The organism is Kitasatospora sp. NPDC088779 (assembly GCF_040685395.1).
Classification (GTDB): domain Bacteria; phylum Actinomycetota; class Actinomycetes; order Streptomycetales; family Streptomycetaceae; genus Kitasatospora.
The window spans coordinates 19171-45405 of sequence record NZ_JBFBHW010000053.1; the positions used below are offsets into that span (position 1 = coordinate 19171).

Consider the following 26235-nt stretch of genomic DNA (forward strand, 5'->3'; position numbering starts at 1 on the left):
GACGAGATGGCTTCGCTCACTCATGGCTTCACGTCCTCCACGTCTTCCACGTCCGCCCGGGTGCCCTGCGGGGCGTCGGCGAGCAGCAGGCGGGCGAGTTCCAGGCGCTTGATCTTGGTGGTGGCGGTCCTCGGCAGCTCGTCCAGCCGTCGGTGGACCGGCTCGGCCATCGGCGGCAGCGACGCCGTGGCGCGCCGCCAGGCCGCCAGGTCCAGTGGTTCGTCGTCCTTGGTGCACACCACCGGCACGGCCCGGCCGTCCGGGCCGGGGATGATGATGACCTCGGCGAGGCCGGGCAACTGGCCGAACAGGGTGTCCTCGGCCGCGAGGGTGCTGCCGAAGCCCTCGATCAGGTCGACCTCGCGGTCCAGCAGGTGCACGCAGCCCCACTTGGTGCGGTAGCCGACGTCGCCCATCCGCCACCAGCCGTCCGCCGACACCTGGGCGTCGTAGCGGTCCTGCTCGCCGAGATAGGTGACGATGCGTCCGTCGCTGCGCACCTCGATGAAGCCTGGGTTCCGCTCGGACGGCGGGTTGCCGTTCCGGCTGACGACCCGGACGTCGGTCATCCCGGGGAACGGCATGCCGACGCAGCGGCCGTCGTCGTCCAGGGTGCGGCGTCGGGTGAAGCCGCGGACGATGGCCGGGCCGACCTCGCTCTGCCCGTACAACTGGCCGAAGAGCGGCGAGCGGCGCCGGGTGGCGCGCAGCAACCGGTGCACGGTCCGCGGGTGGATCGCGTCGAAGGTGCTGCTGAACAGCTTGACGTTGGACAGTGGGCCGCGCGGGTCCTGCGCCAACTCCTCCCACTCCATGAAGGAGTTGGGGTGCGCCTCCAGGATGCCCGGCTTCAGCCGCGCGAACAGGTCGCCGACGTGCTTCGGGTCCGACTCGCGCAGCACGACCAGCGGGAAGCCGCGGTAGAGCGAGATCGCCAGCGCGGTGATCAGCCGGGAGTGGACGAAGGAGACGTGGATGGCGATGGTCTCCCGGCCCGGGATCAGCGGGGCGATGACGGAGGCCTGCGGGCGGTAGCGGGACTGCAGGCTGAACCCGGTGTGCACGGCCAGCTTGGGCGTCCCGGTGGTGCCCGAGGTGTGGGTGATCAGCGTCGGGTGGTCGGCCGGCATGATGACGGGTTTGACCCTCTCCACCCCGGCCAGCGCCCGCAGTTCGACGGCGTCCCGGTACGAGCCGGAGGTCAGCACCACCCGGTCGGCGAGGTCGAAGACCGTCTCGGGCAGCACGTTGTCCAGCTTCTCCTGGTCGGTCACCAGGAACGGCCGGTCGGTACGGCGGACCAGCTCGGCGACGGTCGCGCCGTCCAGAGCCGGCGACAGCAGGACCGGGACCGCCCCGATCCGCGCCGCCGCGCACGCGAGCAGCGTGATGTCGAAGCCGTCGGCCTTGTACACCACCACCCGCCGGCTCGGCCGCACGCCCGCCGCCCAGAGCCGGGACGCCAGGTCGTCCACCAGGTCCGACACCTCGGCGACAGTCGCCCTGCGGCCCAACTCCGGTGCCGCGTCGAGGTCGTGGTCGAGGATGAGGACGTTCGCGCCGTGTCTGGCCGCGGCGCGTTCGAAGAGCATCCCGAGCTGAATTCCCCGGTTTCCGATACGTTGAAGAAGCACCTGTACGCCTCCCGGGCCGCGGCTGTGCGCCGTCGGCGCCTGACGTGAATGGAATGGACACCACCCGCGGTGAAAGGGACACCGTCCGAGGTGAATTGGCGTGCCCGGGCGTCCGAATGGCCGCGTGCCCGGGTACGAGCCCGGGAATTCCGGGCGAATCGCGGAAAGGCCGGATACCGCCCGGCGTCACGCCTCTTCGATGACGGCCTTGATGCGCTGCAGGGTGGCGGCCAGATCGCCGGAGATCTTGTCGCCCCACTCCGCGAAGAAGCGCTGCTTCTCGGCCGCGTCCATCTCCGCGGTGATGCCCTTGATGCCCTGGGTGGCCGAGTCCATGCGGAAGTGGTGGGTCAGCAGGCTGCCGCCGCCCTCGGCGGCTTCGATGTCGAAGCCCCAGATGCTCTCCTGCTTCTGGCCGTCCGAGTTGTGTATCGCCCACCGGAAGGTCCGGCCCGGCTCCGCGGTGACCACCTCGGACTGGGTCGTCCACCGGCCGCGGACCACCGGTGCCCAGGCGACGATGTCGTCGCCGCGGAGGTTGTCGCCGCGGAACACGGACCCGACGGCGGCCGGCTCGCCGACCGTCCATTCACCGCCCAGGCATTCCGGGCTCCATTCGCCGCTGCGCGGCAGGTCGCTGATCACCGCGTAGACCTCGATCGGTGTCGCGGAAATTCGAATGTCGGCGTCGGCGGAGAATATCGGCTGCTTCTCGTTGATGGTTTCGCCCATGCCGGGGATCGTCCCAGCCCGGCCCCGGCGGGGGTCAAGGGCGGGCCGGCGGGTCCGTCAACTCCGTGATTCCGTGTCAACTCCGCCCCGGTGCCGCGGCGAACGGCCGCGAACCGACCGGCATCGCGTACCACGAACCGGCCGGCACCGCGGGCCGCGAACCGACCGTCCCCTCGAACCGCTACGAACCGGCCCGGATCTCGCGGGCGAAGTGCAGGGCGACGATCGACATCCGGGCCGTGTGATAAAAGCGGTGCGCGCCGTGGTTGGTCACCCCCGAGTCGAGCTCGATCCGGGCGCACCCCGCCCGCCGGGCCCGCTCCTCCAGCTCCGCCATCAGCCGCCCGCCGACCCCCGCCGACCGCACCGCGCGGTCGGTCACCAGGTCGTCGACGAACAGCAGCCGGCCGCGGCTGGTCGCCAGCACCCGGTGGGTCGCCACCCCGACGCACCGCCCGCGACCGTCGTACGCGGCGGTGAAGGCCAGCCCCTGCGCGTGCGCCTCGGCGGCGAAGGCGGCGAACCCCTCGGCGGTCAGGGCCGGCCTCAACTGCCGTATCAGCGGCCCGACATCGGCCGCCATGGCGGCGCTCCCCGGTGTGACGTCAACCATCGTCAGTTCCATCCCTCGATCTTCGCAGGGAATCCCGGTCCTCGGTCCGGGCGGGGATGTGAGTCCGGGCCCGTGGTCAGCCCGCGCAGGCCGGGCAGAGGCCGCGGTAGGTGACGGCGGCGTCGGTGACGGTGAAGCCGAAGCGCTGGTCGGTGGGCAGGGCGGTGAGGGGGTCGTCGGTGGGGTGGACGTCGCGGATGGTGCCGCAGTGGGTGCAGACGAGGTGCTGGTGCGGGTGGTGGGCGTTGGGGTCGTAGCGCTTGGCCCGGCCGTCGGTGGAGACCTCGATGACCTCGCCGAGGGTGACCAGTTCGCCGAGGGTGTTGTAGACGGTGGCCCGGGAGATCTCGGGCAGGCGTTCGGCGGCTCGGGCGTGGACCTCGTCGGCGGTGAGGTGAACGTGCTCGCCGTCCAGGACCTCCGCCACGACACGCCGCTGGGAGGTGAGGCGCCAGCCGCGTCCGCGCAGTCGCTCCAGCAGGTCACTCATATCGGTTCACCTATTCAGGTCAATGGGAAGACCGGATTTTACCAAGTGATTGCGGCTTCTCTCCGGTTCCCGATCGGATATGGGTTTGGTGTCAATCTTGACGTGGATCGAGTCCATCGTAGGATCGGCTCCGGCGATAGCCTGGGTAGCAGGAAGTAGCAGTCAAGACACCGTGATCCGCCTTGTAGGGAAGGATTTCCATGTCTGAGAACCACGATCCCATCGTTACCGAACCCGAGCCGCAGGCGGAGGGCACGGGTGGCTGCCCGGTGGCCCACGGGCGCGCGCCGCACCCCACCCAGGGCGGCGGAAACCGCCAGTGGTGGCCGGAGCGGCTCAATCTGAAGATCCTCGCGAAGAATCCGGCCGTGGCGAACCCGCTCGGCGCGGACTTCGACTACGCCGCGGCGTTCGGATCCCTCGACCTTCCGACCGTGAAGCGGGACATCGAGACGGCCCTCACCACCTCGCACGCGTGGTGGCCGGCCGACTACGGGCACTACGGCCCCTTCATCATCCGGATGGCGTGGCACAGCGCGGGCACCTACCGGATCAGCGACGGCCGAGGCGGCGCCGGCGCCGGGCAGCAGCGCTTCGCCCCGCTGAACAGCTGGCCCGACAACGCCAGCCTGGACAAGGCCCGCCGCCTGCTGTGGCCGGTGAAGAAGAAGTACGGCCGCAACCTCTCCTGGGCCGACCTGATGATCCTGGCCGGGAACGTCGCCCTGGAGTCGATGGGCTTCGAGACCTTTGGCTTCGGCGGCGGCCGGGTGGACGAGTGGGAGCCGGACGAGGACGTCTACTGGGGCCCGGAGACCACCTGGCTCGGCGACGAGCGCTACACCGGCGACCGCCAGCTGGAGCGCCCGCTCGCCGCCGTCCAGATGGGCCTGATCTACGTCAACCCCGAGGGCCCCAACGGCACCCCGGACCCGCTCGCCGCCGCCCGCGACATCCGCGAGACCTTCTACCGGATGGCGATGAACGACGAGGAGACCGTCGCGCTGATCGCCGGCGGCCACACCTTCGGCAAGACCCACGGCGCGGGCCCGGCGGACAACGTCGGCCCCGACCCGGAGGACGCCCCGATCGAGCAGCAGGGCCTCGGCTGGAAGAGCACCTTCCGCACCGGCAAGGGCGGGGACGCGATCACCAGCGGCCTGGAGGGCGCCTGGACGGCCACCCCGGTGACCTGGGACAACAGCTTCTTCGAGACGCTGTTCGGCTACGAGTGGGAGCTGACCAAGAGCCCGGCCGGCGCCTTCCAGTGGAAGCCGAAGGGCGGCGCCGGAGCGGGCACCGTCCCGGACGCCCACGACCCGTCCAAGCGGCACGCCCCGACGATGCTGACCACCGACCTCTCGCTGCGCCTGGACCCGGTCTACGAGCCGATCTCCCGGCGCTTCCTGGAGCACCCCGAGGAACTCGCGGACGCCTTCGCCCGCGCCTGGTTCAAGCTGACCCACCGCGACATGGGCCCGGTCGCCCGCTACGTCGGCGCGGAGGTCCCGGCCGAGCAACTGGTGTGGCAGGACCCGCTGCCCGCGGTCGACTACCGGCAGATCGACGCCGCGGACGTCGCCGCCCTGCGGGAGCGGATCGCCGCCTCCGGGCTGTCGGTCTCCGAGCTGGTGTCCACCGCGTGGGCGGCGGCCTCCTCCTTCCGCGGCAGCGACAAGCGCGGCGGCGCCAACGGCGGCCGGATCCGGCTCCAGCCGCAGATCGGCTGGGAGGTCAACGAGCCGGACCGGCTGGCCTCGGTGCTGCGCACCCTGGAGGGCGTGCAGCAGGAGTTCAACGCCCGGTCCGGCGCCAAGCAGGTCTCGCTGGCGGACGTGGTGGTGCTGGCCGGCGGCGTCGGCGTGGAGAAGGCCGCCCGGGCGGCCGGCCACGACGTGGTGGTGCCGTTCACACCGGGCCGGGTGGACGCGACGCAGGAGCTCACCGACGTCGACTCCTTCGCGGCGATGGAGCCGACCTCGGACGGCTTCCGCAACTACGTGGGCAAGGGCAGCCGGCTGGGCGCCGAGTACCTGCTGCTCGACAAGGCGAACCTGCTGACCCTGAGCGCGCCCGAACTGACCGTCCTGGTCGGCGGCCTGCGGGTGCTGGGCGCCAACTACCAGCAGTCTCCGCACGGCGTCCTCACCGAGACCCCCGAGGCCCTGACGAACGACTTCTTCGTCAACCTGCTGGACCTGGGCACGGAGTGGAAGGCCACCTCGGAGGACGGGCACACCTTCGAGGGCCGGGACGCGGCCACCGGCGCGCTCAAGTGGACCGGCACCCGGGCCGACCTGGTCTTCGGCTCCAACTCCGAACTGCGCGCCGTCGCCGAGGTCTACGCGAGCGACGACGCGAAGGAGAAGTTCGTGGCCGACTTCGTCGCGGCGTGGGTCAAGGTGATGAACCTGGACCGGTTCGACGTCGCCTGATCCCGCGCCCGCCCGATCCCGTGATCCCGGGTTCCCGGGCGGCCGACGGGAGTTGGCGTCAGCCGTCCGGAGGGCGGTGAGGATCCGCCATCGGCCCGGAGGTGTACGCCTCCGGGCCGATGGCGGACCGCTACCGGGGTTGCGCCGCCGTGCCGACGTTGACCAGCCCGGTCTCGTAGGCGGCGACCACCTCGATCCCCTCCGATTCGAGGATCAGCCGGAACCCGGTGCGGACCAGGGCCTGGTCGTCGGCCACCACCACGCGCAGCGCCCGCTCGCTCATGAACTCTCCAGGGGGATAAGGGCCTTGACGCGGTAGCCGCCGCGCGGCCGGGGGCCGGTGTGCAGGGTGCCGCCGTAGACGGCGAGGCGTTCGCGCAGGCCGATCAGGCCTCCACCGCGGCCATCGCCTCGCGGGCCTTGTCCGGGGCGGTGTCCAGGATCTTGCGGGCGGCCCCGGCCTGGATCGTCATCATGCTCACGTTGTGCGTCACCACGTCGTGCAACTCCCGAACGATCCACGCCCGTTCGAGCTCCACCGCGTGCTCCAGCGCGGCCAGCCGCCCGCGCTCCAGGGCGGACAGCCGTTCGCGCTCCTCGTCCACCCGGCGGCGCCACATCCGTAGTTCGTAGGCGACCGCGAACACCGGGACCAGGACCAGCAGCGCGATCACCGCGTTGGGGAAGTGCGGCAGCTTGGCGTCGTCGAAGAGCACCACCAGCGTCGCGGCGGCCGCCGGTAGGCTCGGCAGCAGTGCCGCCGGGCGGCGCCCGTAGGCGGCGGCGCTGTAGGCGGCGATGATGACGGCCACGCCGGCCGCGTACGCGATGTCCTCCGACTGGTGGCGCACCAGCAGCGCGGCCGGCATCACCGCCCACAGCACCGCCAGCGGCAGGCGGCGGCGCAGCACCAGCGGCAGCGGCACGAGCGGCACCAGCAGCATCAGCCCGTACCAGTCGGTGCCGTGACCCTTGCTCGCGGTGGTGGCGTAGCGGGCGCAGGCGAAGGCGAGGAACAGGGCCGGGGCCAGGTCGAAGGCCTGGCCGCGCCGGGTCGGCCGGACGGGGGAGCGGAGTCGCCCTGGGCAGCGTCCCCGGCGCGCCGCCCGTCCGTGCCTTCGTGCCGTCCACCAGGCGGGAACGTACGAGGAGCGGGGGACGAGCAGCGAACCGGTGATCGAACTGAGCGGTGTGAGCCGCCACTACGAGGGCGCGCGGGCGGCCCTCGCCGAGGACTGCGCCACCGCACGGTCCGGATGCGGGACGGCCGGATCGCCTCGGACTCGGCGGTGGCGGCATGACCGCGCTGGGCAGGGTGGTGCGCGCGGGTGTCCGCCGGCGCCGCACGCAGTCCGTCGCGATCGGGCTGGCCGACCTGGTGGCCGCCACCTGCTCCGCTTCCCCGCCTCGGCCCTCGACGTGTTCGGCACGCCGGTGCTGGCGCTGCTCGGGCGCGGACGATCGAGGCGCTGCGGGCCGAGTGAGGGGCCGGGCGGCGGGTCAGGCGCCCTCGCCGGGCCGGTGACCCTCCGCCTTGGGCTCCTCCGCCGTGTCCTGTTCCGCCGCGTTCCGCGCGGCCGTGTCCTGCTCCGCCGGGTCCTGCTCCGCCTTGTGTTCGGCGGTCCGGACCTGCTCGGCGAAGGCCTGCGCGTCGATCCGCTCGACCGTGGCCCCGTGCCGGGAGGCCAGGTCGTCGGCCCGGTCGGGGGAGGACTCCCGGAGCTCCAGGACGAGCAGCGCGCCGCCGTCCGGGACGCGCGGCGAGAGCATGATCAGCCCGGCGCCGCCCTCCGTCGCCCGGCCCTCCTCGGCGGCGTTGCCGAGCGCCGCACCGGCCGCGAAGCCGAGCAGGACGCCGATCGGCCCGCCGACCAGGCCCACCAGGCCGCCGAGGACGCCGGAGCTGACGGTGGTCACGCCCGCGCCCCGGGTGAAGGTGTCCTGGATCTCCAACAGGCCGTCGGCGCTGCGCTCCAGCGCCGCCAGCTGCCGCAGGCCCGGCAGGTGCTGAGCCTCGTCGAAGGCCGTCCGCCACGTGGCGGCGTCCGGGAAGGTCAGCAGGACGACGTTGTGCTGCTCGCTCATCGCGCTCCGATCGGGCCGGGGGCGGGGGTTGCCGGATTCCATCGTGACCTTCGGTGCCCGGCCCGGCCACAGGAGCGACGGGCGGTGCGGACTGCCCGGGGCCCGGCCGTTCAAACGTGGGGCCTGGTTCAGGCCCCCGTCACTGCCCGGATTCCGGACAGGTGTAGGGCGACGGGAGGTTCGACGGCTGGCCGGGGGAGCGGGCGCGGCCTGCGGAAGCAGGACGGGCGGGGAGGCCTCGTCCCTATTTCGACCCTGGCCGAAATTGTGCCCGGTGCGCGGCACACCCCTGGTGCGGCGGGTGGGGCGGTGCCAGGATCCCGACCCGGCACGACCGTGCCAGACCCGAATGTCTGAAGGAGGCACCATGCAGCCCACGGCAGAGCAGGTCCGCGCGCTCAAGGACGAGGACTTCCGGCTCACCCTCGGCCAGGGCCACCAGGTCCACCCGGCCGGCGACCTGTCGGACGAGGTCTACGTGACCGCCGCGGTGCAGGCCAGCACCTGTGGCGGTTGGAGCAGCTGCGCCCACGTCTGCAGCTTCTGAGTCCGCCGTCCGCGGCGCGGACCCCGGTCGCACCGCCGGAGCCCGCGTCGCGGACGCACGATACGGCCGGTGAGCGCGCGCCCCGGCCGCATCGCCGGGGCGCGTACGCCCGGTACCGCGACCGTCGAGCGCACAGCACCGCAACCGTCGTGCACGAACCGAGCATGGAGAGACCGTCCGTGGTTGACGCGTCCGAAATCCGTCGGGCCGCCGCCCGAGCCGTCCCGCTCGCCGCCCGCAGTCCGCTGCCCGACCCGGACGCCCAGCGCGCCGAACGGACTGAACGGGCCGACCGTGCCGGGCGGATCCTCGACCGCTGGCGCGCCCAGCCGCCCTTCGACCGGGACGACTGGTTCGAGCGCCGCCTCGCCGCCGACCGCCTCGACCCGGACGGGCTGCGCGCGCTGCTCGCCGAACACCCGGCCGACCTCGCGGACCGCCTCGGCACCCCCGACTGGGCCGAACGCCTCGCCGCCGCCTTCGAGGCCGGGCACACCCTCGACCTCCCCGAGGAGCACGCCTTCGCCCGGCTCGTCGCCCCGCTGCTCGCCGACGCCCGCGACCGCCTGCGCACCGGCCTCGCCGAACTCGGCCCCGCCACCCCGGGCGCGGCTTCCCCCGGTCCCGCCACCCCCGGCCCCGCCACCCTCGGCACCCCCGACCAGCTCGCCGACCTCGTCCTGCCCGCACTCACCGCGACCGCGCACACCACGGCCGTCCGCACCGTCATCACCGAACTCCACGTCGCCCGCCTCTCCGGCGAGTTGACCGGAGACACCCCCGAACAGCGCTACCGGAACTTCCTCGACCGGCTCACCGAACCCGGCCGCGCCGTCCGACTCCTCGCCGAATACCCGGTGCTGGCGTACCGGCTGGCCACCGCCGCCGAACAGTGGACCGCCACCTGCCTCACCCTGTACCGCCGCCTCGCCGCCGACCTCCCCGCCCTCGCCCGCACCTTCGCCGACGGCCGCCCGCTCGGCCGCCTCACCGAACTCGCCACCGGCCTCGGCGACCCGCACCGGGGCGGCGCCAGCGTCAGCGCCCTGCGCTTCGAACACGGCACCCGCATCGTCTACAAGCCGCGCCCGCTCGGCGCCGAGACGCACTTCCAGCACCTCCTGCGCTGGCTCAACCCCATGCTCCGGCTGCCGCTGCACGACCTCGCCCACCTGGCCCGCGACGGCTACGGCTGGGTTGCCCACGTCGCCGCCGAACCAGCCCGCGACGACGCCGAGTTGAGCGACTTCTACCACCGCGCCGGCACCCTCGCCGCGCTGCTCCACACCCTCGACGCGGTCGACTGCCACGCCCAGAACCTGATCGCCGTCCGCGACCAGCCGGTCCTGATCGACCTGGAAGCGCTGTTCCACCCCGACCTGCCCGAACCCGCCAAGGACCTCTCCGAGTCCGAACGGCTCGCCCGCCACCAGGCCCGACACTCGGTGCTGCGCTCCGGCCTGCTGCCCGAGCGCATGTGGGACGAGGGCAACGGCGGCACCGACCTCTCCGCCCTCGGCTGGGATCCGGGCAGCCTCCCGCCGCGCCCCGCCCCCGTCCTGGTCGACCAGGGCACCGACCGGCTCCGCCTGGAGTACCACCGGATGCCCGTCGCGGCGCCCGGCAGCCGTCCCGTCCCGCCCGGGCGGCCGCTGCGCCTGGCCGACCACGTCGGCGAGCTCGAAGCCGGCTTCACCGAGGCCTACCGGCTGCTCGCCGCCCACAAGGGCGAACTCCGGGAACTCATCCGGGCGTTCGCCGCCGACGAGACCAGGATGCTCCGCCGCGACACCTTCGAGTACCGCAGCCTGCTCGCCACCGCCTGCCACCCCGACCTGCTCCGCGACGGCCTCGACCAGGACCGCCACCTCGACCGGCTCTGGGCGCTCCCCGCCTGGGAGGACCACGCGCTCGCCTACGTCGACCACGAGCGCGCCGACCTCTGGCGCGGGGACGTCCCGGTCTTCACCATCCGCCCCGACAGCGTCGACGCCCGCTCCTCCACCGGCGTCCTGATCCCCGGTGTCACCGACCGGCCCGCACTCGACCTCGCCCTCGCCAAGGCGGACGCCCTCGGCGAACCGGACCTGGCCCGCCAACTCCAGCTGCTGCGCCTGTCGGTGACCACCGCGGACGGCGCCCGCGAGCCGCGCCGCCACCCGGTCACGTCCCCTCCCGCGCCACCCGGGAGGCCGGCCGAAGGCCCGGACCTGGCCGCCCGCGCCCTCGCCAAGGCCGTCGACGCCGGCGAACAGCTCCTCCGGGAGGCCTACCGGGGGAGCGCGGACCTCGCCTGGGCCGGCCCCAACTGGGCCCCGCCCGGCCGCTGGGCACCCGCCGAACTCGGCCCCGACCTCTACAGCGGGACGGCCGGCGTCGCCCTCTTCCTCCATCAGCTCGCCACCGTCACCGGTGATCGCGAGCACCGAAGCACCGCCCGGGCAGCCGAACTGACGTTACGTCACCAAATTCGCCGGCGCGCCGACCGCCTCGGCGGCGGCCTCGCCGGAGTCGGCGGCATCCTCTACGCCCTCGCCCACCTCGCCGCCCACCACCCCGACGCCGAACTCGACGCCCTGGCCGCCCAGGTGGTGCGCCGCAGCGCCGCCACCGCCGCCGACGACGCCCAGCACGACCTCCTCGCCGGCAACGCGGGCACCATCGGCGGACTGCTCGCCTGGGCGGCCGTCCGCCCCGGCCCCGCCGTCACCGACGCCCTCGCCGCCTGCGCCGAACGCCTCGTCCGGGCCGCCGCCCCGCACCCCGAAGGCGGCGCCGGCTGGCTGCCCGCCTCCCTCGCCGGCACCGTCAAGCGCCCGCTGGCCGGTTTCGCGCACGGCGGCTCCGGCATCGCCTGGGCGCTCGCCCGTGCCGGCCGGCATCTCGGTGACCCCCGGCTGCCCCAACTCGCCCTCGCCGCCGTCGAGTACGAACGCACCCTGTTCGACCCGGCCGCCGCCAACTGGCGCGACGTCCGCGAGGACGACGGCCCTGACGCGCCCCACTACCCGGCCCTCTGGTGCCACGGCGCCTCGGGCATCGCGCTCGCCCGCACCGAACTCGCCGAACTCCTCCCCGAAGCCCGCGAGTTGCTCCTCGCCGAACGCGACACCGCCCTGACCACCGTCCTCCGCGAGGGCTTCGGCCACAACTTCTCGCTCTGCCACGGCGACTTCGGCAACCTCGAACCCCTCCTGCTCGCCGGCGACCGCTGGCGCACCGCCGCCCTGCGGCAGGCCCACGCCACCCTCGACGACCTCGACACCCGCGGCTGGACCTGCGGCCTCCCGCACGGCGTCCACAGCCCCTCCCTGATGGTCGGCCTCGCCGGCACCGGCCACGGGCTGCTCCGCCTCGCCGCCCCCAGCACCCCCTCCCTCCTCGCGCTCCACCCGCCGACCCCCTGAGACGGCCGGCGAGGTCGGCGAGGCCAGCGAGGCCGGGCAGCGCGGGCTCGGCCGGGATGTTCCTGTGATCGTCGGACCGCGTGCCCGGAGCGTGCCGCAACCGGCCCCCGAATCGAACATCGCGGACCCTCCCGGTGATCGATTGCCACCAACTCGCCGCCGCCGACACGGAATCGCCCGGATCGAGTGAGACCGGCCGGGACACGCCGGACGGCCCGGCGGACCGCTGCCAGGATCGGGGTCCGCACCGCAGCCGGCCCTTCGCAGCGTGCCTTCCGGCACCGCTGCCGACCCCACACGCCCACTCGGCGGTGAGGGCTGCCCGCGCGCGGATCCGCTGCGGCCACAGGCCGCCGTACCAGGGAGCAGGGAGCACTGTGTCCGAACAGATCGTGAAGCCCGAGAGGCCCCACACCCCGCCCGACCGCACCCCCTCCGACCACGACCAGCCCGACCAGCACGACCAGGACCACGACCAGCACGACGAGGAGCTGCGCCTGCGCTTCCCCGGCGACCGCCGCGCCGAGGCCGGCGCGTCGATGTCGGCGAACGCGATGCTGCGCCGCCTCCCGCACCTGGTGCGCCGCGCGGTGGCGCTGGCGTGGGCGGCGGACCGGACGTCCACCGTGTTGCTGCTGGTGTGCCAGGCGCTGGCGGGCGTGTTCGGGGCGTTGGCGCTGTACGCGACGACCGGCGCCCTGGGCGCGCTGCTGGTGGCGGGCCCGGTGGGGGAGCACCTGCGGACCGCCGCGCCGTCGCTGCTCCTGCTGACCGTCTCGGCCGCGCTGCGCGCGGTGCTGGGGGTCGCGGTGGTGGGGCTGTCCGGCCGGGTGTCGCCGAGGGTCACCCGGGAGGCGGAGCTGGCGCTGATCGCCGCCGGGTGCGCGGCCGAGCTGCGGGCGTACGACGAGCCCGCGTACAACGAGCAGTGGGAGGCGGCCGATCGGGGTGCCTCGACCACGCCGGACCTGCTCTCCAACGCCCAGGACGTGATCGCCTCGACGGTCTCGCTGGCCGCTGCGGCGGGTGTCCTGGCGACGCTCCACCCGTGGCTGGTGCCGCTGCTGCTGCTGGGTTCGGTGCCGACCGGGGCGGCGGCCGTCCGGACGGCCCGGATCCACTACCTGGCGGCCGTGGTCACCAACGAGGACCGTGGCGCGCTGCGCGTCTACCGCTGGTTCCTGATCGACAAGACCCGCGCGGACCAGGTCCGTTCGGACCAGGTCACGCCGTTCCTGATGGCCAAGTACCGCCGCGCCGGGGAGAAGATCGTCGAGGCGACGGACCGGGCGACCAGGGAGGCGGCGAAGGTCTCCCTGCTGGCCTCGCTGGGCACGGGGGCGGGCAGCGCGCTGGTCTGGGGCACGCTGCTGTACCTGGTGGCGAGCGGCCGGATCGACCTGGCGGCGGCGGGTACGGCGACGTTCGCGCTGCGGACGGCCTCGTCCGGGTTGCAGGGCCTGGTCGGCAACGGCGCCCGGCTCTACCGGATGGGCCTGTACCTGGACGACTACTTCACCTTCCTGGACGAGGCCGGCGGTCACCGGATCCGGCGCGGCGGGATCGTGCCGGACGCGCCGCGACTGGTGGAGGTCGCGGACCTCGGGCACGCCTACCCCGGCGAGCAGCAGGAGCCGGCGCTGCGCGGGGTGAGCATGACGCTGCGGGCCGGGGAGGTGGTGGCGGTGATCGGGCAGAACGGCAGCGGCAAGTCGACGCTGCTGAAGCTGCTGTCGGGCCTCTACCTGCCGCAGTCCGGCCGGATCTGCTGGGACGGCGTGCCGGTGGAGGAACTGGATGCGGACGGCATGTGGTCGCGGGTGGCCCGGGTGCCGCAGGAGTTCGCGCGCTGGCCGCTGGGGGCGGCCGAGAACGTCCACCTGGGACACCTCACCGAGCAGGTGATGGCGGACGTGGAGCGGGCGGCCGCGCGGACGGGCTTCGACGAGATCGTGGCCCGGCTGCGGTCGGGCTGGCGCACGCTGCTGGCCCAGGGCTGGTGGGGCGGCGCCGAGTTGTCGGGCGGCGGCTGGCAGCGGGCGGCGGTGGCCCGGGCGCTGTACCGGACGGTGCGCAGCCCTGGGCTGCTGATCCTGGACGAGCCGACCTCGGACCTGGACCCGCGCGCCGAGCACCGCATCCTGCACGCGCTGCGCGCCCTCGCCCCGGGGCGGATCACGCTGCTGGTGACGCACAACATCGCCAACGCGGCGGTGGCGGACCGGGTGATCGTGATGGACCGGGGCCGGATCGTGCAGACCGGCACCTGGGCGGAGCTGGCGGCGCGCCCGGACGGGCTGTTCCGTGAGCTGCTGGACCTCCAGCGGGACCGGACGGTCCCGGCGCAGCGGGTTTAGGGCGTGTCTGACAATTCCCGCCGGGCGCGCGACGCCGGGCATCCCGCCTGGACGCACCGCCGAAACGCCCAAGTACGACCCAGTACGAGGACGCTTCGCCGGCACGCCCGGCCGGGCGCCCAACGCCGCGCGCTGATCCGCCGCGAATTGTCAGACACGCCCTGACGTCCTCGGCCGTCGAGGGCCGGTGCTGACCGTCCTCCGTACCGTCGTCGTCACGGCGGTACGGAGGACGGGCGGCTCCCGCCGGACGCGCGGGGTCTCGTTGACGGCCCTGCGCCGGTGCGTCGGTGCGCCGGTGGGGCAGCGCGTCAGTGGGTCGTGCGTGCCGCGTCGCGCAGCCGGCGCCAGGTGCGGCTGACGGACGCCAGCCCGGCCCGCCCGGCGGCGGTCCCGCCGCCTTCCCAGGCCCGGGCCGCCTCGGCGAACGTCTCCGCGCGCTCCGCGTTCTCCGCCGCCGCCCGGGCCGCCCGTGCCTGCGCGGCCCGGGCGGTGAGCCGCACGTCCTCCGGTTCGATCATGTCGAGCCTCGCCCGGACGTGGTCGAGCAGCGCGGCGCAGGAGTCGTCGATCGCGGCCTCGCCCAGCGGGCGCGCCGGGAGGTCCAGCCCGTCCGTCAACCGCTGCTCCAGGGCGGCCCGCAGGTCCGGCACGGAGATGTCGCGGATCGTGAGGGAGAGGTGGGCGGAGAGGCCGGCGGCGCCGACCGCGCGGTGCGCGAAGCCGCGCGGGACGTAGAGCACGCTGCCGGGTTCGAGGACGCCGTGCAGGAGCCGCGGGGAGTGCTCGTCGTCGGGGAGTTCTCCCGGCGACCAGTGCGCCACGGTCGGCGCGTCGTGGACGTACCAGGTCTTGCGTCCGGCCGCCTGGAGGACGAACACGTCGGCGTCGTCACGGTGCACCGCGAGACCCTGGCCGCCGGCGGGCGTGACGAAGAAGAACGCCTCGACGCGCCGGTCGAGTTCTTCGGACAGCCGCGCCACCAGCTCGCCCGTCGGGCGGTGCCACTGGTCGACGCAGCGCAGCAGCAGCGTCGCCCCGGCGCCCAGGAGCGCGAGGACCTTCGCACGGTCGGCGAAGCCGTGGTACGTGGTGCCGTTGACCACGCGTGACGTGGTGTAGGCCTCGGGCGGGACGGTCACCTTGGTGGAGCGGACCATCTCCAGGTAGGGGGTGCGCAGCAGCCCCGTGTCGAAGGCGGCGTCCAACGCGTCCAGGTCGAACGGCGGGGCGAGTTCCTCCGGCGTGAAGACCGCGGGCTTGCGCTGCCACTGGTGGCCGGTGAAGCTCCGGACGTCGCCGACCCAGTCGGCCAGCGTGGGCGATTCCATGGTGTGTCCCGTGGTGTCAGGGTGTTCGGGGCTCGTGGGTCAGGCCCTGGCCGCGGCGTCGAACCGCACGGAGAGCAGGGAACGCAGGGGGACGTGCGTCTCCTGCCGCGGGCCGCGAATGGCGAGCCGGTGGTCGAAGGCGACGTTCAGCAGGCGTTCGGCCAGGGGTACGACCAGGTGCTTGGCCCAGCAGCGGGCTCCGTCGAAGCCGAACGGCATGAACCCGGGCGTCTTCTCCGGGTCCGCCACCCCGGCCCACCGTTCGGGCCGGAACTCCAGCGGGTCGGACCAGTGCTCCGGGTCGCGGTGCATCAGGAGCGGGAAGAGCGCGACGCGGTCCTCGGGGCGGATCTCGGGGTGCAGTCCGGTGTAGGCGTGGCCGTCGTTGCGGAACAGCATCCACGCGGGTGGGAGCAGCCGCAGGGTTTCCCACAGGACCTCGGTGAGGTCGGCGCGGGCGCCCTCCCGCTCCCGGTCCGGCCCCATGAGCCACAGGGCGTTGCCGGCCAGCGCGGCGACCCCGTCGCAGAGGGTGGCCGTCGATCGCCGGTACAGCGCGATGGCCTGCCTCCGCTCCCGGGCGCCGGAAGCGTCGCGGATCTGCCCGGCCAGCGCGGTGCTCCTGCCCTCGGCAGCGGATCCCGGCCAGACGGTGACGGCGCGGTCGACGATCCGGGAGAGCCTGTCGGAGCGGGTGACGCCGCGTTTCGACAGGAGGGAGACCGGCAGGGGGTCGGACGCGAAGAGCCATCGGCGCAGGTAGGAGGTGGCCGCGTAGGGCCAGGCGCCGGACAGCCCGCGTGCCGGGGGCGGCGGGGTCCTGATGCCCGCCATGACGTCCTGGCCCAGCGCGCGGATCGTCCGGGTCGCGTTGTCGTGGTGGATGTCCGCTCCCGCGGCGGGCTTGTAGACCGAGCGCTCCGCCGACCGCACGGGGCGCGCCGCGACGATTTCGGCCATCAGCTCGCAGTCGGAGACGCCGACCGTGCGGGCGTCGATCCGGAATACCTTTTCTTCCCTGGTCAGCAGGTCCTGGATCTTCGGGGCGTAAACGATGGAATGGCTGCGCCCGGCTGTCGGCGCCATTTCCTCCACGAGAATCCCGCCTCCAATGAAATGGCGATGAAATGAGTTCTCCGCAGCCGGTGGAGAACTCCGGACAGGGAGCGGGTGGGGCACTCCGCCGCGCCGGCGGGGGCCACGGCATGCCCGGGGCCCCCGCCGCCGACGGTGCATCAGATGACGTGCAGGACCCACGCGTGGTTGGCGAGGTCCTCGTCACGCTTGAACTTCTTCACGATCGCCTTGATCATCTTCATGGGTATTCTCCCTTTCCGAGATTGCGGGCACAACGGAACAAGCGCCCGCGGCTTGGCGGAAATCCGACATTCCGGCCTGGAAGTCGAACTGGCTTTCATCTAACTCCGGACCTCAAGCGAAAGCTAGGTCCCTGACGGTCTTTTGACAAAGGATTCCCTGTGCCCCTGGTCGAGTGTGCGTCGCATTAGATGGCCGATCGTTATAACTTCCCGAGGCGCGCGGTGGGGGACCATATCGGTATGGAACTGAGGATTGAGGCCACCGACCTGCCGGGGCGTGAGTGTGCCGCCGCGCCGGGCTTCCCGGGCTACCGGGACCTGCACGTCGCCGTCCAACGCCGGGGTCGCCCGGCCGAGTTGCTCGACCTGTTCCCCGGTGACGCGCCGCGCGCCCACTGGTCGCTGGAGTGCGAGGCGAGGCCGACACCCGGAGGAGTGGACCTCACCGGCCGGTACGTGCAGGGCGGTCCCGGCGCCCGGTTCGTCTACCTGAACTGGGTGACCGGGAACGGCGACGGCCGGGCGCTGTTCCGCCGGGCCAAGCTGCTGCTGGCGGCGGTCGACCGGGAGGTCGCCGAGGCGGCGGTGGAGCGCGGCGTCCTGGTGGCCCGGCTGCGCCTGACGGACGCCAAGGGCCACCCGTTGTGCGCCGCCGTCCGCCCGCCCGTGGTGACCTGGTCGGCGGAGGGCTGAGTACGCGGCGTCCGAACGCGCGAGGAGGGCCCCGCCGCACGCGGGGCCCTCCTCAACGTTCGGTATGCGCAGGTCAGTTGTACGTGGTGGTGACGGTCACGCCGCCGAAGCCCTGCTGGGCGTAGAGGCTGAAGTACACCCAGCCGGACGGCGGGTTGGTGATGGTGAGGGTCTCGCCGTTGCCGGCGTTGGTGGACTTGGCCAGGTTCGACCCGGTGGTGGCCCACGCACCCCCGTTGTAGTAGAGGTCGGCGTTGCCGGTGCCGCCGCTGGTGGTGATGGTCAGCTGCTTCACGCCGGCGGGCAGGTTGAGGAAGCTGTAGCTGTAGTTGCCGGTGGTGGCGGCGACGCCGTCGCGGCGGCAGTTCTTGTCGTACTGCCGGGTGTCGCCGGCGGTGCAGAGCGGGGCCTGGCTGGTGGGCAGGCTGCCGCAGTTGTCGGCGCCGCAGGCCTTGAGCCAGGTGGCGAAGTCGGCGTCGTACGAGGTGCCGATGGTGGTCTTGAGGAGGGCGCGGGCGCCGTTCCAGTCGCCGACGCGGTACTTGGCGAGGAGTGCGTCGACGTCCTGCGGGTGCGACTGGAGCATGTAGCGCACCGCCAGGTAGCCCCAGTTGTAGACCTTGGTGGAGTCGGAGTTGTCGTAGGTGTTGTCGAAGAGGGTGCTCAGCGCGTAGGTGCCCTTGGCGGCCTGCGCGACGGCGTCGTCGTAGTGGACGCCCCGGTAGCTGTACGAGACGTACTCGGCGAGGCCCTCGACCCACCAGACGGTCGGGGTGGTCATGCCGGCGGCGAAGTCGCCGTAGAAGTCGTAGCGGCCGTCGAGGTAGTGGGTGTACTCGTGGTTGAGGTTCCAGATCTGGAAGGCGGGGCGCAGCCAGGAGGCCTCGTGCGCGATGAAGCGGGCCTGGTTGCCGGCCTTGGCCGGGTCGCCCTCCTCGTACATGCCGCCGTTGTCGACGGCGATGCCGTACATCTCCCAGGCGTAGAGGCTGTACTCGTAGTAGTCGTCGAAGACGACGACCTCAAGACTGGTGTTGTTGTCGTTGGCGACCGGGCCCTTGTCCTTGACCACCTGGTGGAAGAACTGGTCCTCGTTGATCAGGCTGGTGCAGGTGTCGGCGAGCTGCTGCGCGGTCATGTCCTGGGCGCGGATGCGCAGGTTGGCGTTGCAGGTGTGGTCGACGGTGAGCACGAGCGGGACGAGCCGGACGGGCAGGTCGCAGGTGCCGTAGTAGCTGCAGTTGCCGGTGTCCTTCTTCTCCGCGAACCAGACCAGGTTCATGGTGAGCGGACCGGTGGCGCCGACCAGCGGGTAGCGGTTGATCAGGTCCTTGACGATCGGCCGGCCCTGGGCCTTGGTGGCGTCGTTGGCGACCAGGTTGCCGATCTGGATGCCGATCGAGGTGACCAGGTCGGAGCCGTTCAGCTGGGAGCTGTTGCGGGTGACGAAGGACGCCATGGCGGTGGCGAAGGAGGGGTCGGCCTGGAGGGCGGCGGTGAAGGCCGGGAGGTCGAAGCCGCGCTCGATGACGGTCTTGGTGTTGCCGACGGCGTCGGCCATCGAGCCGGTCCAGGAGCCGGTGTAGTCGTTGAGCAGGCCCTTGACGACGCCGGTGTAGCGGGCGTTCTCCTGGGCGCTGTCGATCAGGGTGACGGCCTCGGCGAGGGTCGCGCCGTTCGCCTCGGTGACGTCCTTGCTGTGCGGGGCGGCGAAGAAGCCGTCCAGGGCGCCGCGGATGGCGGTCTGGAGGGTGGTGCCGTACGGGCCGACCACGTCCGAGTGGTTCCACTGCACGTAGTAGCCGGCGCGGAGGTAGACCACCAGCTGGCCGGCCGAGGTGGAGTCGTCGCCGGGGTAGGCGGCGGACACGTCGCGCAGGGCGTTGGCGACGGTGGCCATCTGCGCCTCGTTGAACGCGCCCTTGGCGTCGTTGCCGGTCAGGTTGTACAGGGTGTTGATGCAGCCGAGGTCGGCGGCCTTGACCTGCTGGACGAGCGCGGCACCGGTGTTGCCGGTGAAGGCGGACACGTTGCAGGCGGCGGCGGGGGCGGCGGAGAGCTGCTTGGCGGCCTTGGCGGCGTGCGCACCGGTGGCGCTGCCCGCCGCCGGGGCGGTCGCCTTGGCCTGCTGGTCCGCGGCCAGCGGGCGGGCGTCCTTCGGAGTGTCGGGGGACTTGGGCACCGGGACGGAGCGCGGCGCCGCCGCCTTGCCGGCCTGGGCCTGGGCCTTGAGGGTGGTGGTGGAGTCGGCCGTCGCGGCGTGTGCCTGCGGGGCGAACAGGCCGAGAGCGAGGAAGAACGCGGCGCCGAGCGCGGGCAGTTTCCGCGCCTGGGCCGTGGTTATCCGGAAGGGACGCATCTGTGGGGGCCTCCGGGGCCGTTGAGGGTTGCCGTGCGGTTGGGGGCACACGGGTTCCTGATGTGTGACATGTAAAATGGCACAGCGATTGCGGCCGGGGGAAGGCTTGGGAACGGATTCGCGTCGGGCGAGATCGAACCGTTGCCGGATCAACACGCCGTCAGGCCGGCGACGGGGGTGCGATCCGGAGCAAAAGCGGTGAAACCCTCAGGCGGCGGCAGTCCGCGCCAACGGCGTCAACGCCGCGAACTCCAGCGGCGCCGACGGATCCACCGACAGCTCCGCCGGAGCCGGCTCGGCGCCGGAGCGGACCAGCAGGTCGCCGATCGCCGCCACCATCGCCCCGTTGTCCGTGCAGAGCCTCAGCGGCGGCACCCGCAGCGTGATCCCGGCCGCCGCACAGCGCTCCTCGGCCAGCGACCGAACCCGGGAGTTGGCCGCGACCCCGCCGACCACCACCAGGGTGCCGATCCCGTGATCGGTGCAGGCCCGCACCGCCTTGCGGGTCAGCACGTCGGCGATCGCCTCCTGCAACCCGGCCGCCGCGTCCGGGACGTACGGGTCGGAACCGCCCGAGCGCTGCGCCTCCACCCAGCGGGCGGCGGCCGTCTTGAGTCCGGAGAACGAGAACGCGTACGGGTCGTCCCGCGGTCCGGTCAGCGGCCGCGGCAGGCGGACGGCCGTCGGGTCGCCGTCCCGGGCGGCCCGGTCGATCGCCGGCCCGCCGGGGTAGGGGAGGCCGAGGATCCGGGCGACCTTGTCGAAGCACTCGCCGGCCGCGTCGTCCAGGGTGTCGCCGAGGTGGACGATCGGATCGCGGGCGAGGTCGCGCACCAGCAGCAGCGAGGTGTGCCCGCCCGAGACGATCAGCACCACGCAGGGGTTCGGCAGCGGCCCGCCGTCCAGCGTCGCGGCGGCGACGTGTCCGGCCAGGTGGTGCACCCCGTACAGCGGGACGCCGAGCGAGAACGCGTAGCCCTTGGCCGCGGCCACCCCGACCTGGAGCGCCCCGGCCAGCCCCGGACCGGTCGTCACCGCGACGGCGCCGACGTCATCGAGCGTCAGCCCGGCCCGCGCCAGCGCCTCGCCGACCACCGGCGCCATCGCGTGGACGTGCGCCCGGGCGGCGATCTCCGGCACCACCCCGCCGAAGCGGGCGTGCTCGTCCATCGACGACGCCACCGCCTGCCCGAGCAGTACGCCGTCCCGGACCAGACCCGCGCCGGTCTCGTCGCAGGAGGACTCGATCCCCAGCACCACCGGTGACCCTGTCACAGTCACTCACCCTCATCACTCATTACATGCACTCGCGACCATTGTGCCCGACGAGACGTGAGGAATAAGCAGGAGCCCATGCTTCGTTCCTGCAACTCATACGCAATAGTGTTGTCCCGGCACGATCATCACTGTTCATCGAAAGGGGCTGTGTCCCAGCATGGGCACCTACTCGCTTCCCGACCTGCCGTACGACTACTCCGCGCTTGAGCGGGCGATGTCCCCCGAGATCCTCGAACTGCACCACTCCAAGCACCACGCCGCCTACGTCAAGGGTGCGAACGACACCCTGGACCAGCTGGCCGAGGCGCGCGACAAGGAGCAGTTCGGCGGCCTGGTCGGCCTGCAGAAGACCTTCGCCTTCCACCTGTCCGGCCACGTGCTGCACTCGCTGTTCTGGCAGAACCTCTCCCCGGAGGGCGGCGACCGCCCCGAGGGCGAGCTGGCCGACGCCATCACCGAGCACTTCGGCAGCTTCGAGGCCTTCCGCAAGCAGCTCACCACCGCCACCACCGGCGTGCAGGGCTCCGGCTGGGGCATCCTCTCCTGGGAGCCGCTGGCCAAGCGCCTGATCGTCGAGCAGGTCTACGACCACCACGGCAACGTCGGCCAGGGCACCACCCCGCTGCTCGCCTTCGACGCCTGGGAGCACGCCTACTACCTGCAGTACCGCAACGTCCGCCCCGACTACGTCGAGAAGCTCTGGGACGTCGTCAACTGGCAGGACGTCTCGTCCCGCTTCGCGGCCGCCAAGACCGCCTGACCCGCACTAGGTGAACGGCCCCGGACCGGTCGGGCGGTCCGGGGCCTTCCTCGGGTCAGGAGAGCTGCAACAGCGCCTTCCGGTGCCGCCAGGCGAGCCGCAGGAGCGCCGCGCCGGCGGGCTGCATCGGCTCCGCACCGGTGAGGCGATCCACCTGCTCGGCTGTGAACGGGATGCCGGTCGAGCGCCCCGTCGCGTCGTCCAGCCCGACGCGGTGGCCCTCGTCGTTGGTCGAGACGATGCGCCGGAACGTCTCGTCGAACAGCTCGGCGTCGAACACGGCCACGGTGAGCATGTCGGTGACGAAGGTCAGCGGATCCATCCCGAGGCCCAGCCAGAACACCCGCAGGCGGCCGGCCTCATGTGCTGCGGTGAGCGACCTGTTGAGCGGCCAGGCGGCGTAGTCGATCGGCGCCCTGTCGCTCCCGTAGTCCTCGGCGTCACCGAGCAGTTCCTCGCTCAGCTCCCGCAGGATCGCCCGCCAGAGGTCGAAGTCGTTCCCCTCGTTCCACGGCGCGTCGTGCGAAGCCTGGAACATCCCGACCGGCATCACCTGGAAGAGACCCCCGCCGCTGGCGACCTTCTCGGGATCACGCCAGTGCAGCACGAACTCCGCTTCGCCGGTCCTGCGATCGTGCCGGATGGTCAGCGTACTGATGGCCGCCATGACCGGTCGGCGCGCGAGGTCGGTCGGATCGCCGATGGCAGCGCGGAAGGGCGTGGCGGCCCCGCCCGCCAGGACCGCCGCCGCGTACTCGTGCGCAACGGCCTCACAGATGTCGATCACGTCGAAGTACCGGCCGCGGCCGAAGGCCAGCGTCGGACCGCCCGCAGACGTCCCGACATCCAGCAGGCGGTAGCAGCTTCGATCCTCGAACAGCCTGGGCCTGGCAAGCTCCCGCACCGCGTCGGCGTAGCGGCGGTAGGCCGTTCCGCCCCTCCGGCGCGGGCGGATGCGGTCGAGCTCCGGCTCACCGCCGTCCAGGTCGGCCTCCGGCGCGTCCGGCTGCCAGCGCAGTCGGACGCGTTCCAGCGGCACCGGCTGCTCCGGAATCCAGTGCCGCCGAGCCAGCAGCGGAGTCCCCGGGACCAGCCGTTCGGGATCGCTCTCGGCAAGGAGCCGATTGGTCAACTCGAAGCGGTGGTCGTTCAGGAAGCTCCGCACCCATCGCCAGTGCTCCCGGCTGTCGGACGGGCCCGGTCGGTCGTCTGCCACGGTTCACCCTAACGCCGAGGCTCGTTCGTCGAGTTCCTCGACGCCCCGGCGATCCACCACGTCCCTCCGGCTCAGCTCGACAGCCGATCCACGGTAACGCCAATTCCACTCTCTACATGCCCAGTTGTCGGCTTGTTGACCACCTGGAACATCCGATCGGTTCCAGGCAGGCAGCCCCGGACCGGCGGTCCGGGGCCGTGCCGAATGAGACGGGCAATCCACTCCGCTACGGCAGGGGCCACGTATTCGTCGGGTCGTCCAGCCAGGCCTGATGGCCTCCGGGGCCGATGGTGAGGCCGAGGCGGCTCGGCCCGGGGCGGCCATTGTCCAGCCACCAGCGGTGGGCGGTCTCGACTTCGTCCCATAGGCGGCGCGGGCCGTGCTGCCACACCGTGTACCGCTCGGTGTTCTCGGTGCCGTCCCAGTCGACGGCGGCCCAGGAGCCGCCGTCGGTCGTGGCCACCCAGAGGCGGGTCTCGACGTCATCGAGATCGGGGTCGTGGTGCCAGGCGTACCAGAGGTCGCCGAGGCGGTGCCCGAGGGCGAACTGGGTCTCGAACTCCGAGTCGGCGACGGCCCAGGGGTCGAGCGTGGTCGTGGACTCGTCCGGTACGTGCTCGTCCATGACGACGTCCCGGAAGAGGCGGAGGTCGCGGCGCTGGGTGCGCATCAACATGAAGGCACTGTCGGCGGTGTACCGCCCGATGGCGGTACCGTCGCCGGTGACGGTCAGGCGGAGGAGCCCGCCGCAGCTCCACTCGTCGTACCAAGGGGTGAGGATTTGCCCGCCGGGCCTGGTCTGGCTGATCCATTCGCCCGGAACGCGCTTCACGGAGCAGGTGGCCATGATCCGGTCGAACGGCGATGCGACGTTCCAGCCGAGACTTCCGTCGCCGCAGACGACGGTGGGTGCGTAGCCGGTGGCGTCGAGGTTGGTCCGGGCGCGGTGGGCCACGGCGGCGTCGATCTCGATCGTCGTCACGTTCGCCCCACCGAGGCGGTGGGAGAGCATGGCTGCGTTGTACCCGGTGCCCGCGCCGATCTCAAGAACCCGCATCCCCGGTGCGATGTCCAGGAGTTCGAGCATCTGAAAGACGACCGACGGCTCGGAGGCCGAGGACGAAGGCCACGCATCGCGTACATCCGTCGGCTCGTCTCCGTCGTTGACCTGTGTCACTACGGGAATGTCCGAACTGGCGGCGGCGAACCAGCGGTCGGGCTCACGGTCACGGTCGCAGAGCTGGTAGCCGTCACCGTCGGCAAGCCAGATCCGGTCCGGGAGGAAACGATGGCGCGGGGTCGCCTGTGCGGCCCTTCGCCACTCATCGGACACATCGTGGCCGAGAGAGCGGGATACGGCCCGGAGCAGGCCGTTCGTGGCGGCCTGCTCCAGGTCGTTCTGCTGGCTCTTCACTTCCCGTCGCCGTCCTTGCGGTGCTTGCCGGCAGACGACCCGGACGAGGTGTCCGGGGTCGACTTGTCCTTCCCGAAGTCCTTCCGGTCCTTGTTCGCGTGCTTGCCCTGCCCGCCGTCGTTGCCCCCGCTGCCGCCACCGGAGCTTCCGTCCTTGCCGGTTCCCCATCCCATGGGTGCCTCCTGCCTGTTTTCTTCACGATGGTTGTCGCGTGGAGCGCTTGCCCAGGTGTACGGACGTGACAGTTACCGACTGGCGTGCCCCCGGGCCGGTACGCTCCTTGATGAGAGCGGGGCCGCCGTCGCAGGGAGCGAGACCCACCGACGGGTCTCCGACCGCTCTCGGTCGGGGACGCCTACGACGGTAGGGTCCCGGAGTCAGAACCTGAAGTGACCACGAGTACACGTACGTCGGCACGGACTCCCGAGGTGGGGGGCTCTCATGCAGTCAAGCCAACAGCCTTCCCTGACTGTCGGTCAGGGAAGGCCTCGGCGCCCGCGCGTGGGCATCATCTCCGGGTACGTCTTTCGGGTGATCCGAGAACAGCACGGTGCCACCCAGGACGAGTTCGCCGAGCGGCTGGCCGTGTCAAGCGACACGATCGCCGGGTGGGAGAGTGGTCGGCGCCCACTCACGGCCTTACCTGTCGGGCAGATGCTCACCTACCGCCATCGGCTGATGCAGATGGGCACAGCGCCCGCACTCCTCCAAACACTGGAGCGATCCTTCGAGGCGGACATCCTGCTCGCCGGCATCGTTGAGGAGAAGTCGTCGGCTGCCGGGAGCCCCCTCGGGGCGATGGTGATACGGCGCGACCTCGTGGAGATTCTCATGTGGCCGCTCAGCGGTGCAGCGCCGAAGGCCGTTCGCGACCTCCCGACCCCGCCGCGTCCACGAAAGGGCCCAGCGCCGACCGGACCGGAACTTCCCGCCCCCGACCGCCCCCGGTTCTACGCCCACCTGCGGCGCGCGGCCGAGGAAGCGCGTGGAACGGACCAGTTCCTCGCCCGCCGCCAAGCGCTGTACCTGGCCGGATACGATGAGCAGGGCGACACGCGGGAGTGGCTCGCGCACCAGCAGCGCTCCGAGCAGCCGAGCGACTGGCTGAGCCGCTGGCTCAACTCCCGTTCCGTTGCCATGGTCTCCGCCCGCCACGGTGACCGCGATCGGATCAGCCACTTCATCGAAACGGCCCTCGCCGATGAGGCGGGCGCGCTGGCGAACCTCAACTACTGGGCGTACTGGATCGGCGAGGCCCCGTACCTCGAACTCTCCGACGACTTCATCGCTGCCCGGTCGCCGGGCCCGTGGCCCGGCGACAAGCTCCTCGCGCACCTCGTTCAGGGGCTCGGCCCGCACTGCGGGTACGCCGAGTTGAACATCCACAGTGTGTGGTCACTGCTCCAGATCCGGCCGGATCTGCTGCGCTCCGGAACTGCGGCCCGCGCCCTGCGCGAACGGCTCCCGGTGCTGTTGGATGGTCGGGAGCTGTCGCGGCGAGGGCGACGCGAGCTCGACAGCATCCGCTACGCGATCCGCCTTGTCGAGGCGTGAGAGGAGCCAGA

The 26235-nt window shown here is 72.3% G+C and carries 20 protein-coding genes and 1 pseudogene; 7 read left to right on the forward strand and 14 right to left on the reverse strand.

The features are described 5' to 3' along the window. Positions 1 to 20: 20 nt before the first annotated feature. The 4 genes from AB0P03_RS33620 to AB0P03_RS33635 all read right to left on the reverse strand — a co-directional run bounded on the left by AB0P03_RS33620 (position 21) and on the right by AB0P03_RS33635 (position 3469). Positions 21 to 1592: a class I adenylate-forming enzyme family protein gene (locus tag AB0P03_RS33620; protein WP_363587048.1), complete on the reverse strand. Its 1572-nt coding sequence runs from the start codon at positions 1590 to 1592 to the stop codon at positions 21 to 23. Positions 1593 to 1820: 228 nt separating this feature from the next. Next, positions 1821 to 2366, reverse strand: a complete 546-nt coding sequence (locus AB0P03_RS33625) for an SRPBCC family protein (protein WP_363632367.1) — start codon at positions 2364 to 2366, stop codon at positions 1821 to 1823. A gap of 181 nt (positions 2367 to 2547) precedes the next feature. Beyond that, positions 2548 to 2949, reverse strand: coding sequence for a GNAT family N-acetyltransferase (locus AB0P03_RS33630; protein WP_363632369.1), 402 nt, complete (start codon positions 2947 to 2949; stop codon positions 2548 to 2550). A gap of 106 nt (positions 2950 to 3055) precedes the next feature. Next, a complete protein-coding gene (locus AB0P03_RS33635) occupies positions 3056 to 3469 on the reverse strand; it encodes a transcriptional repressor (protein WP_363587051.1) in 414 nt (137 codons plus the stop codon). A 200-nt stretch (positions 3470 to 3669) separates the two neighbouring features. On the opposite strand from AB0P03_RS33635, the gene katG reads away from it, so the two are divergent. Next, a complete protein-coding gene (gene katG / locus AB0P03_RS33640) occupies positions 3670 to 5904 on the forward strand; it encodes a catalase/peroxidase HPI (RefSeq protein WP_363587052.1) in 2235 nt (744 codons plus the stop codon). 181 nt (positions 5905 to 6085) lie between these two features. On the opposite strand, the pseudogene AB0P03_RS33645 reads toward katG, so the two are convergent. The 3 genes and pseudogenes from AB0P03_RS33645 to AB0P03_RS33655 all read right to left on the reverse strand — a co-directional run. Further along, positions 6086 to 6187: pseudogene (locus AB0P03_RS33645) on the reverse strand (DNA-binding response regulator); the annotation flags it as partial. A gap of 103 nt (positions 6188 to 6290) precedes the next feature. Further along, entirely contained in the window at positions 6291 to 6848 is a 558-nt protein-coding gene (locus AB0P03_RS33650) for a histidine kinase dimerization/phosphoacceptor domain-containing protein (RefSeq protein ID WP_363632371.1), read from the reverse strand. Between the two features lie 556 nt (positions 6849 to 7404). Next, complete coding sequence (locus AB0P03_RS33655; RefSeq protein ID WP_363632373.1) at positions 7405 to 7989, reverse strand: hypothetical protein; 585 nt, start codon at positions 7987 to 7989, stop codon at positions 7405 to 7407. Positions 7990 to 8356: 367 nt separating this feature from the next. On the opposite strand from AB0P03_RS33655, the gene AB0P03_RS33660 reads away from it, so the two are divergent. The 3 genes from AB0P03_RS33660 (at position 8357) to AB0P03_RS33670 (ending at position 14300) form a co-directional block, all read left to right on the forward strand. Next, positions 8357 to 8536, forward strand: a complete 180-nt coding sequence (locus tag AB0P03_RS33660; RefSeq protein ID WP_063346527.1) for a hypothetical protein — start codon at positions 8357 to 8359, stop codon at positions 8534 to 8536. 179 nt (positions 8537 to 8715) lie between these two features. Further along, positions 8716 to 11943, forward strand: a complete 3228-nt coding sequence (locus AB0P03_RS33665) for a type 2 lanthipeptide synthetase LanM family protein (protein WP_363632374.1) — start codon at positions 8716 to 8718, stop codon at positions 11941 to 11943. A gap of 377 nt (positions 11944 to 12320) precedes the next feature. Further along, positions 12321 to 14300, forward strand: coding sequence for an ABC transporter ATP-binding protein (locus tag AB0P03_RS33670; RefSeq protein WP_363632376.1), 1980 nt, complete (start codon positions 12321 to 12323; stop codon positions 14298 to 14300). A gap of 311 nt (positions 14301 to 14611) precedes the next feature. Here the strand turns inward: AB0P03_RS33670 and AB0P03_RS33675 are convergent, their stop codons facing one another. Next, on the reverse strand, positions 14612 to 15631 hold the full coding sequence (locus AB0P03_RS33675) for a cupin domain-containing protein (RefSeq protein ID WP_363632377.1): 1020 nt from the start codon (positions 15629 to 15631) through the stop codon (positions 14612 to 14614). 39 nt (positions 15632 to 15670) lie between these two features. Beyond that, on the reverse strand, positions 15671 to 16717 hold the full coding sequence (locus AB0P03_RS33680; RefSeq protein WP_363632379.1) for a cytochrome P450: 1047 nt from the start codon (positions 16715 to 16717) through the stop codon (positions 15671 to 15673). Between the two features lie 473 nt (positions 16718 to 17190). On the opposite strand from AB0P03_RS33680, the gene AB0P03_RS33685 reads away from it, so the two are divergent. Beyond that, positions 17191 to 17643 (forward strand): DUF5990 family protein, encoded by a 453-nt coding sequence (locus tag AB0P03_RS33685; protein WP_363587060.1) that lies wholly within the window; start codon positions 17191 to 17193, stop codon positions 17641 to 17643. 73 nt (positions 17644 to 17716) lie between these two features. Here the strand turns inward: AB0P03_RS33685 and AB0P03_RS33690 are convergent, their stop codons facing one another. Both AB0P03_RS33690 and tsaD read right to left on the reverse strand, forming a co-directional pair. After that, positions 17717 to 20002: a M9 family metallopeptidase gene (locus AB0P03_RS33690; protein WP_363632381.1), complete on the reverse strand. Its 2286-nt coding sequence runs from the start codon at positions 20000 to 20002 to the stop codon at positions 17717 to 17719. A gap of 207 nt (positions 20003 to 20209) precedes the next feature. After that, positions 20210 to 21262 carry a tRNA (adenosine(37)-N6)-threonylcarbamoyltransferase complex transferase subunit TsaD gene (gene tsaD / locus AB0P03_RS33695; protein WP_363587079.1) on the reverse strand — a complete coding sequence of 351 codons (1053 nt, stop codon included), beginning with the start codon at positions 21260 to 21262 and terminating at the stop codon, positions 20210 to 20212. A gap of 175 nt (positions 21263 to 21437) precedes the next feature. Between tsaD and AB0P03_RS33700 the strand changes: the two genes are divergently transcribed. Continuing rightward, positions 21438 to 22040 carry a superoxide dismutase gene (locus tag AB0P03_RS33700; protein WP_363587062.1) on the forward strand — a complete coding sequence of 201 codons (603 nt, stop codon included), beginning with the start codon at positions 21438 to 21440 and terminating at the stop codon, positions 22038 to 22040. 55 nt (positions 22041 to 22095) lie between these two features. Here AB0P03_RS33700 and AB0P03_RS33705 read toward each other — a convergent pair whose 3' ends face one another. From AB0P03_RS33705 to AB0P03_RS33715, 3 genes are all read right to left on the reverse strand, one after another. Beyond that, positions 22096 to 23256: an XRE family transcriptional regulator gene (locus AB0P03_RS33705; protein WP_363632383.1), complete on the reverse strand. Its 1161-nt coding sequence runs from the start codon at positions 23254 to 23256 to the stop codon at positions 22096 to 22098. 226 nt (positions 23257 to 23482) lie between these two features. Next, complete coding sequence (locus tag AB0P03_RS33710) at positions 23483 to 24670, reverse strand: methyltransferase domain-containing protein (protein ID WP_363632384.1); 1188 nt, start codon at positions 24668 to 24670, stop codon at positions 23483 to 23485. Then, on the reverse strand, positions 24667 to 24843 hold the full coding sequence (locus AB0P03_RS33715; RefSeq protein ID WP_363587065.1) for a hypothetical protein: 177 nt from the start codon (positions 24841 to 24843) through the stop codon (positions 24667 to 24669). Before AB0P03_RS33715 ends, AB0P03_RS33710 begins: the two co-directional genes overlap by 4 nt. 268 nt (positions 24844 to 25111) lie before the next feature. On the opposite strand from AB0P03_RS33715, the gene AB0P03_RS33720 reads away from it, so the two are divergent. Further along, positions 25112 to 26224, forward strand: coding sequence for a helix-turn-helix domain-containing protein (locus AB0P03_RS33720; RefSeq protein WP_363587066.1), 1113 nt, complete (start codon positions 25112 to 25114; stop codon positions 26222 to 26224). Positions 26225 to 26235 lie beyond the last annotated feature (11 nt).

Bases quoted from the DNA above. Each gene is read 5' to 3' on its own strand.
- AB0P03_RS33620 (WP_363587048.1), bottom strand. From the start codon at position 1,592: ATGCTCTTCGAACGCGCCGCGGCCAGACACGGCGCGAACGTCCTCATC.
- AB0P03_RS33625 (WP_363632367.1), bottom strand. From the start codon at position 2,366: ATGGGCGAAACCATCAACGAGAAGCAGCCGATATTCTCCGCCGACGCC.
- AB0P03_RS33630 (WP_363632369.1), bottom strand. From the start codon at position 2,949: ATGGCGGCCGATGTCGGGCCGCTGATACGGCAGTTGAGGCCGGCCCTG.
- AB0P03_RS33635 (WP_363587051.1), bottom strand. From the start codon at position 3,469: ATGAGTGACCTGCTGGAGCGACTGCGCGGACGCGGCTGGCGCCTCACC.
- katG (WP_363587052.1), top strand. From the start codon at position 3,670: ATGTCTGAGAACCACGATCCCATCGTTACCGAACCCGAGCCGCAGGCG.
- AB0P03_RS33650 (WP_363632371.1), bottom strand. From the start codon at position 6,848: ATGCTGCTGGTGCCGCTCGTGCCGCTGCCGCTGGTGCTGCGCCGCCGC.
- AB0P03_RS33655 (WP_363632373.1), bottom strand. From the start codon at position 7,989: ATGAGCGAGCAGCACAACGTCGTCCTGCTGACCTTCCCGGACGCCGCC.
- AB0P03_RS33660 (WP_063346527.1), top strand. From the start codon at position 8,357: ATGCAGCCCACGGCAGAGCAGGTCCGCGCGCTCAAGGACGAGGACTTC.
- AB0P03_RS33675 (WP_363632377.1), bottom strand. From the start codon at position 15,631: ATGGAATCGCCCACGCTGGCCGACTGGGTCGGCGACGTCCGGAGCTTC.
- AB0P03_RS33680 (WP_363632379.1), bottom strand. From the start codon at position 16,717: ATGGCGCCGACAGCCGGGCGCAGCCATTCCATCGTTTACGCCCCGAAG.
- AB0P03_RS33685 (WP_363587060.1), top strand. From the start codon at position 17,191: ATGGAACTGAGGATTGAGGCCACCGACCTGCCGGGGCGTGAGTGTGCC.
- AB0P03_RS33690 (WP_363632381.1), bottom strand. From the start codon at position 20,002: ATGCGTCCCTTCCGGATAACCACGGCCCAGGCGCGGAAACTGCCCGCG.
- AB0P03_RS33700 (WP_363587062.1), top strand. From the start codon at position 21,438: ATGGGCACCTACTCGCTTCCCGACCTGCCGTACGACTACTCCGCGCTT.
- AB0P03_RS33715 (WP_363587065.1), bottom strand. From the start codon at position 24,843: ATGGGATGGGGAACCGGCAAGGACGGAAGCTCCGGTGGCGGCAGCGGG.
- AB0P03_RS33720 (WP_363587066.1), top strand. From the start codon at position 25,112: ATGCAGTCAAGCCAACAGCCTTCCCTGACTGTCGGTCAGGGAAGGCCT.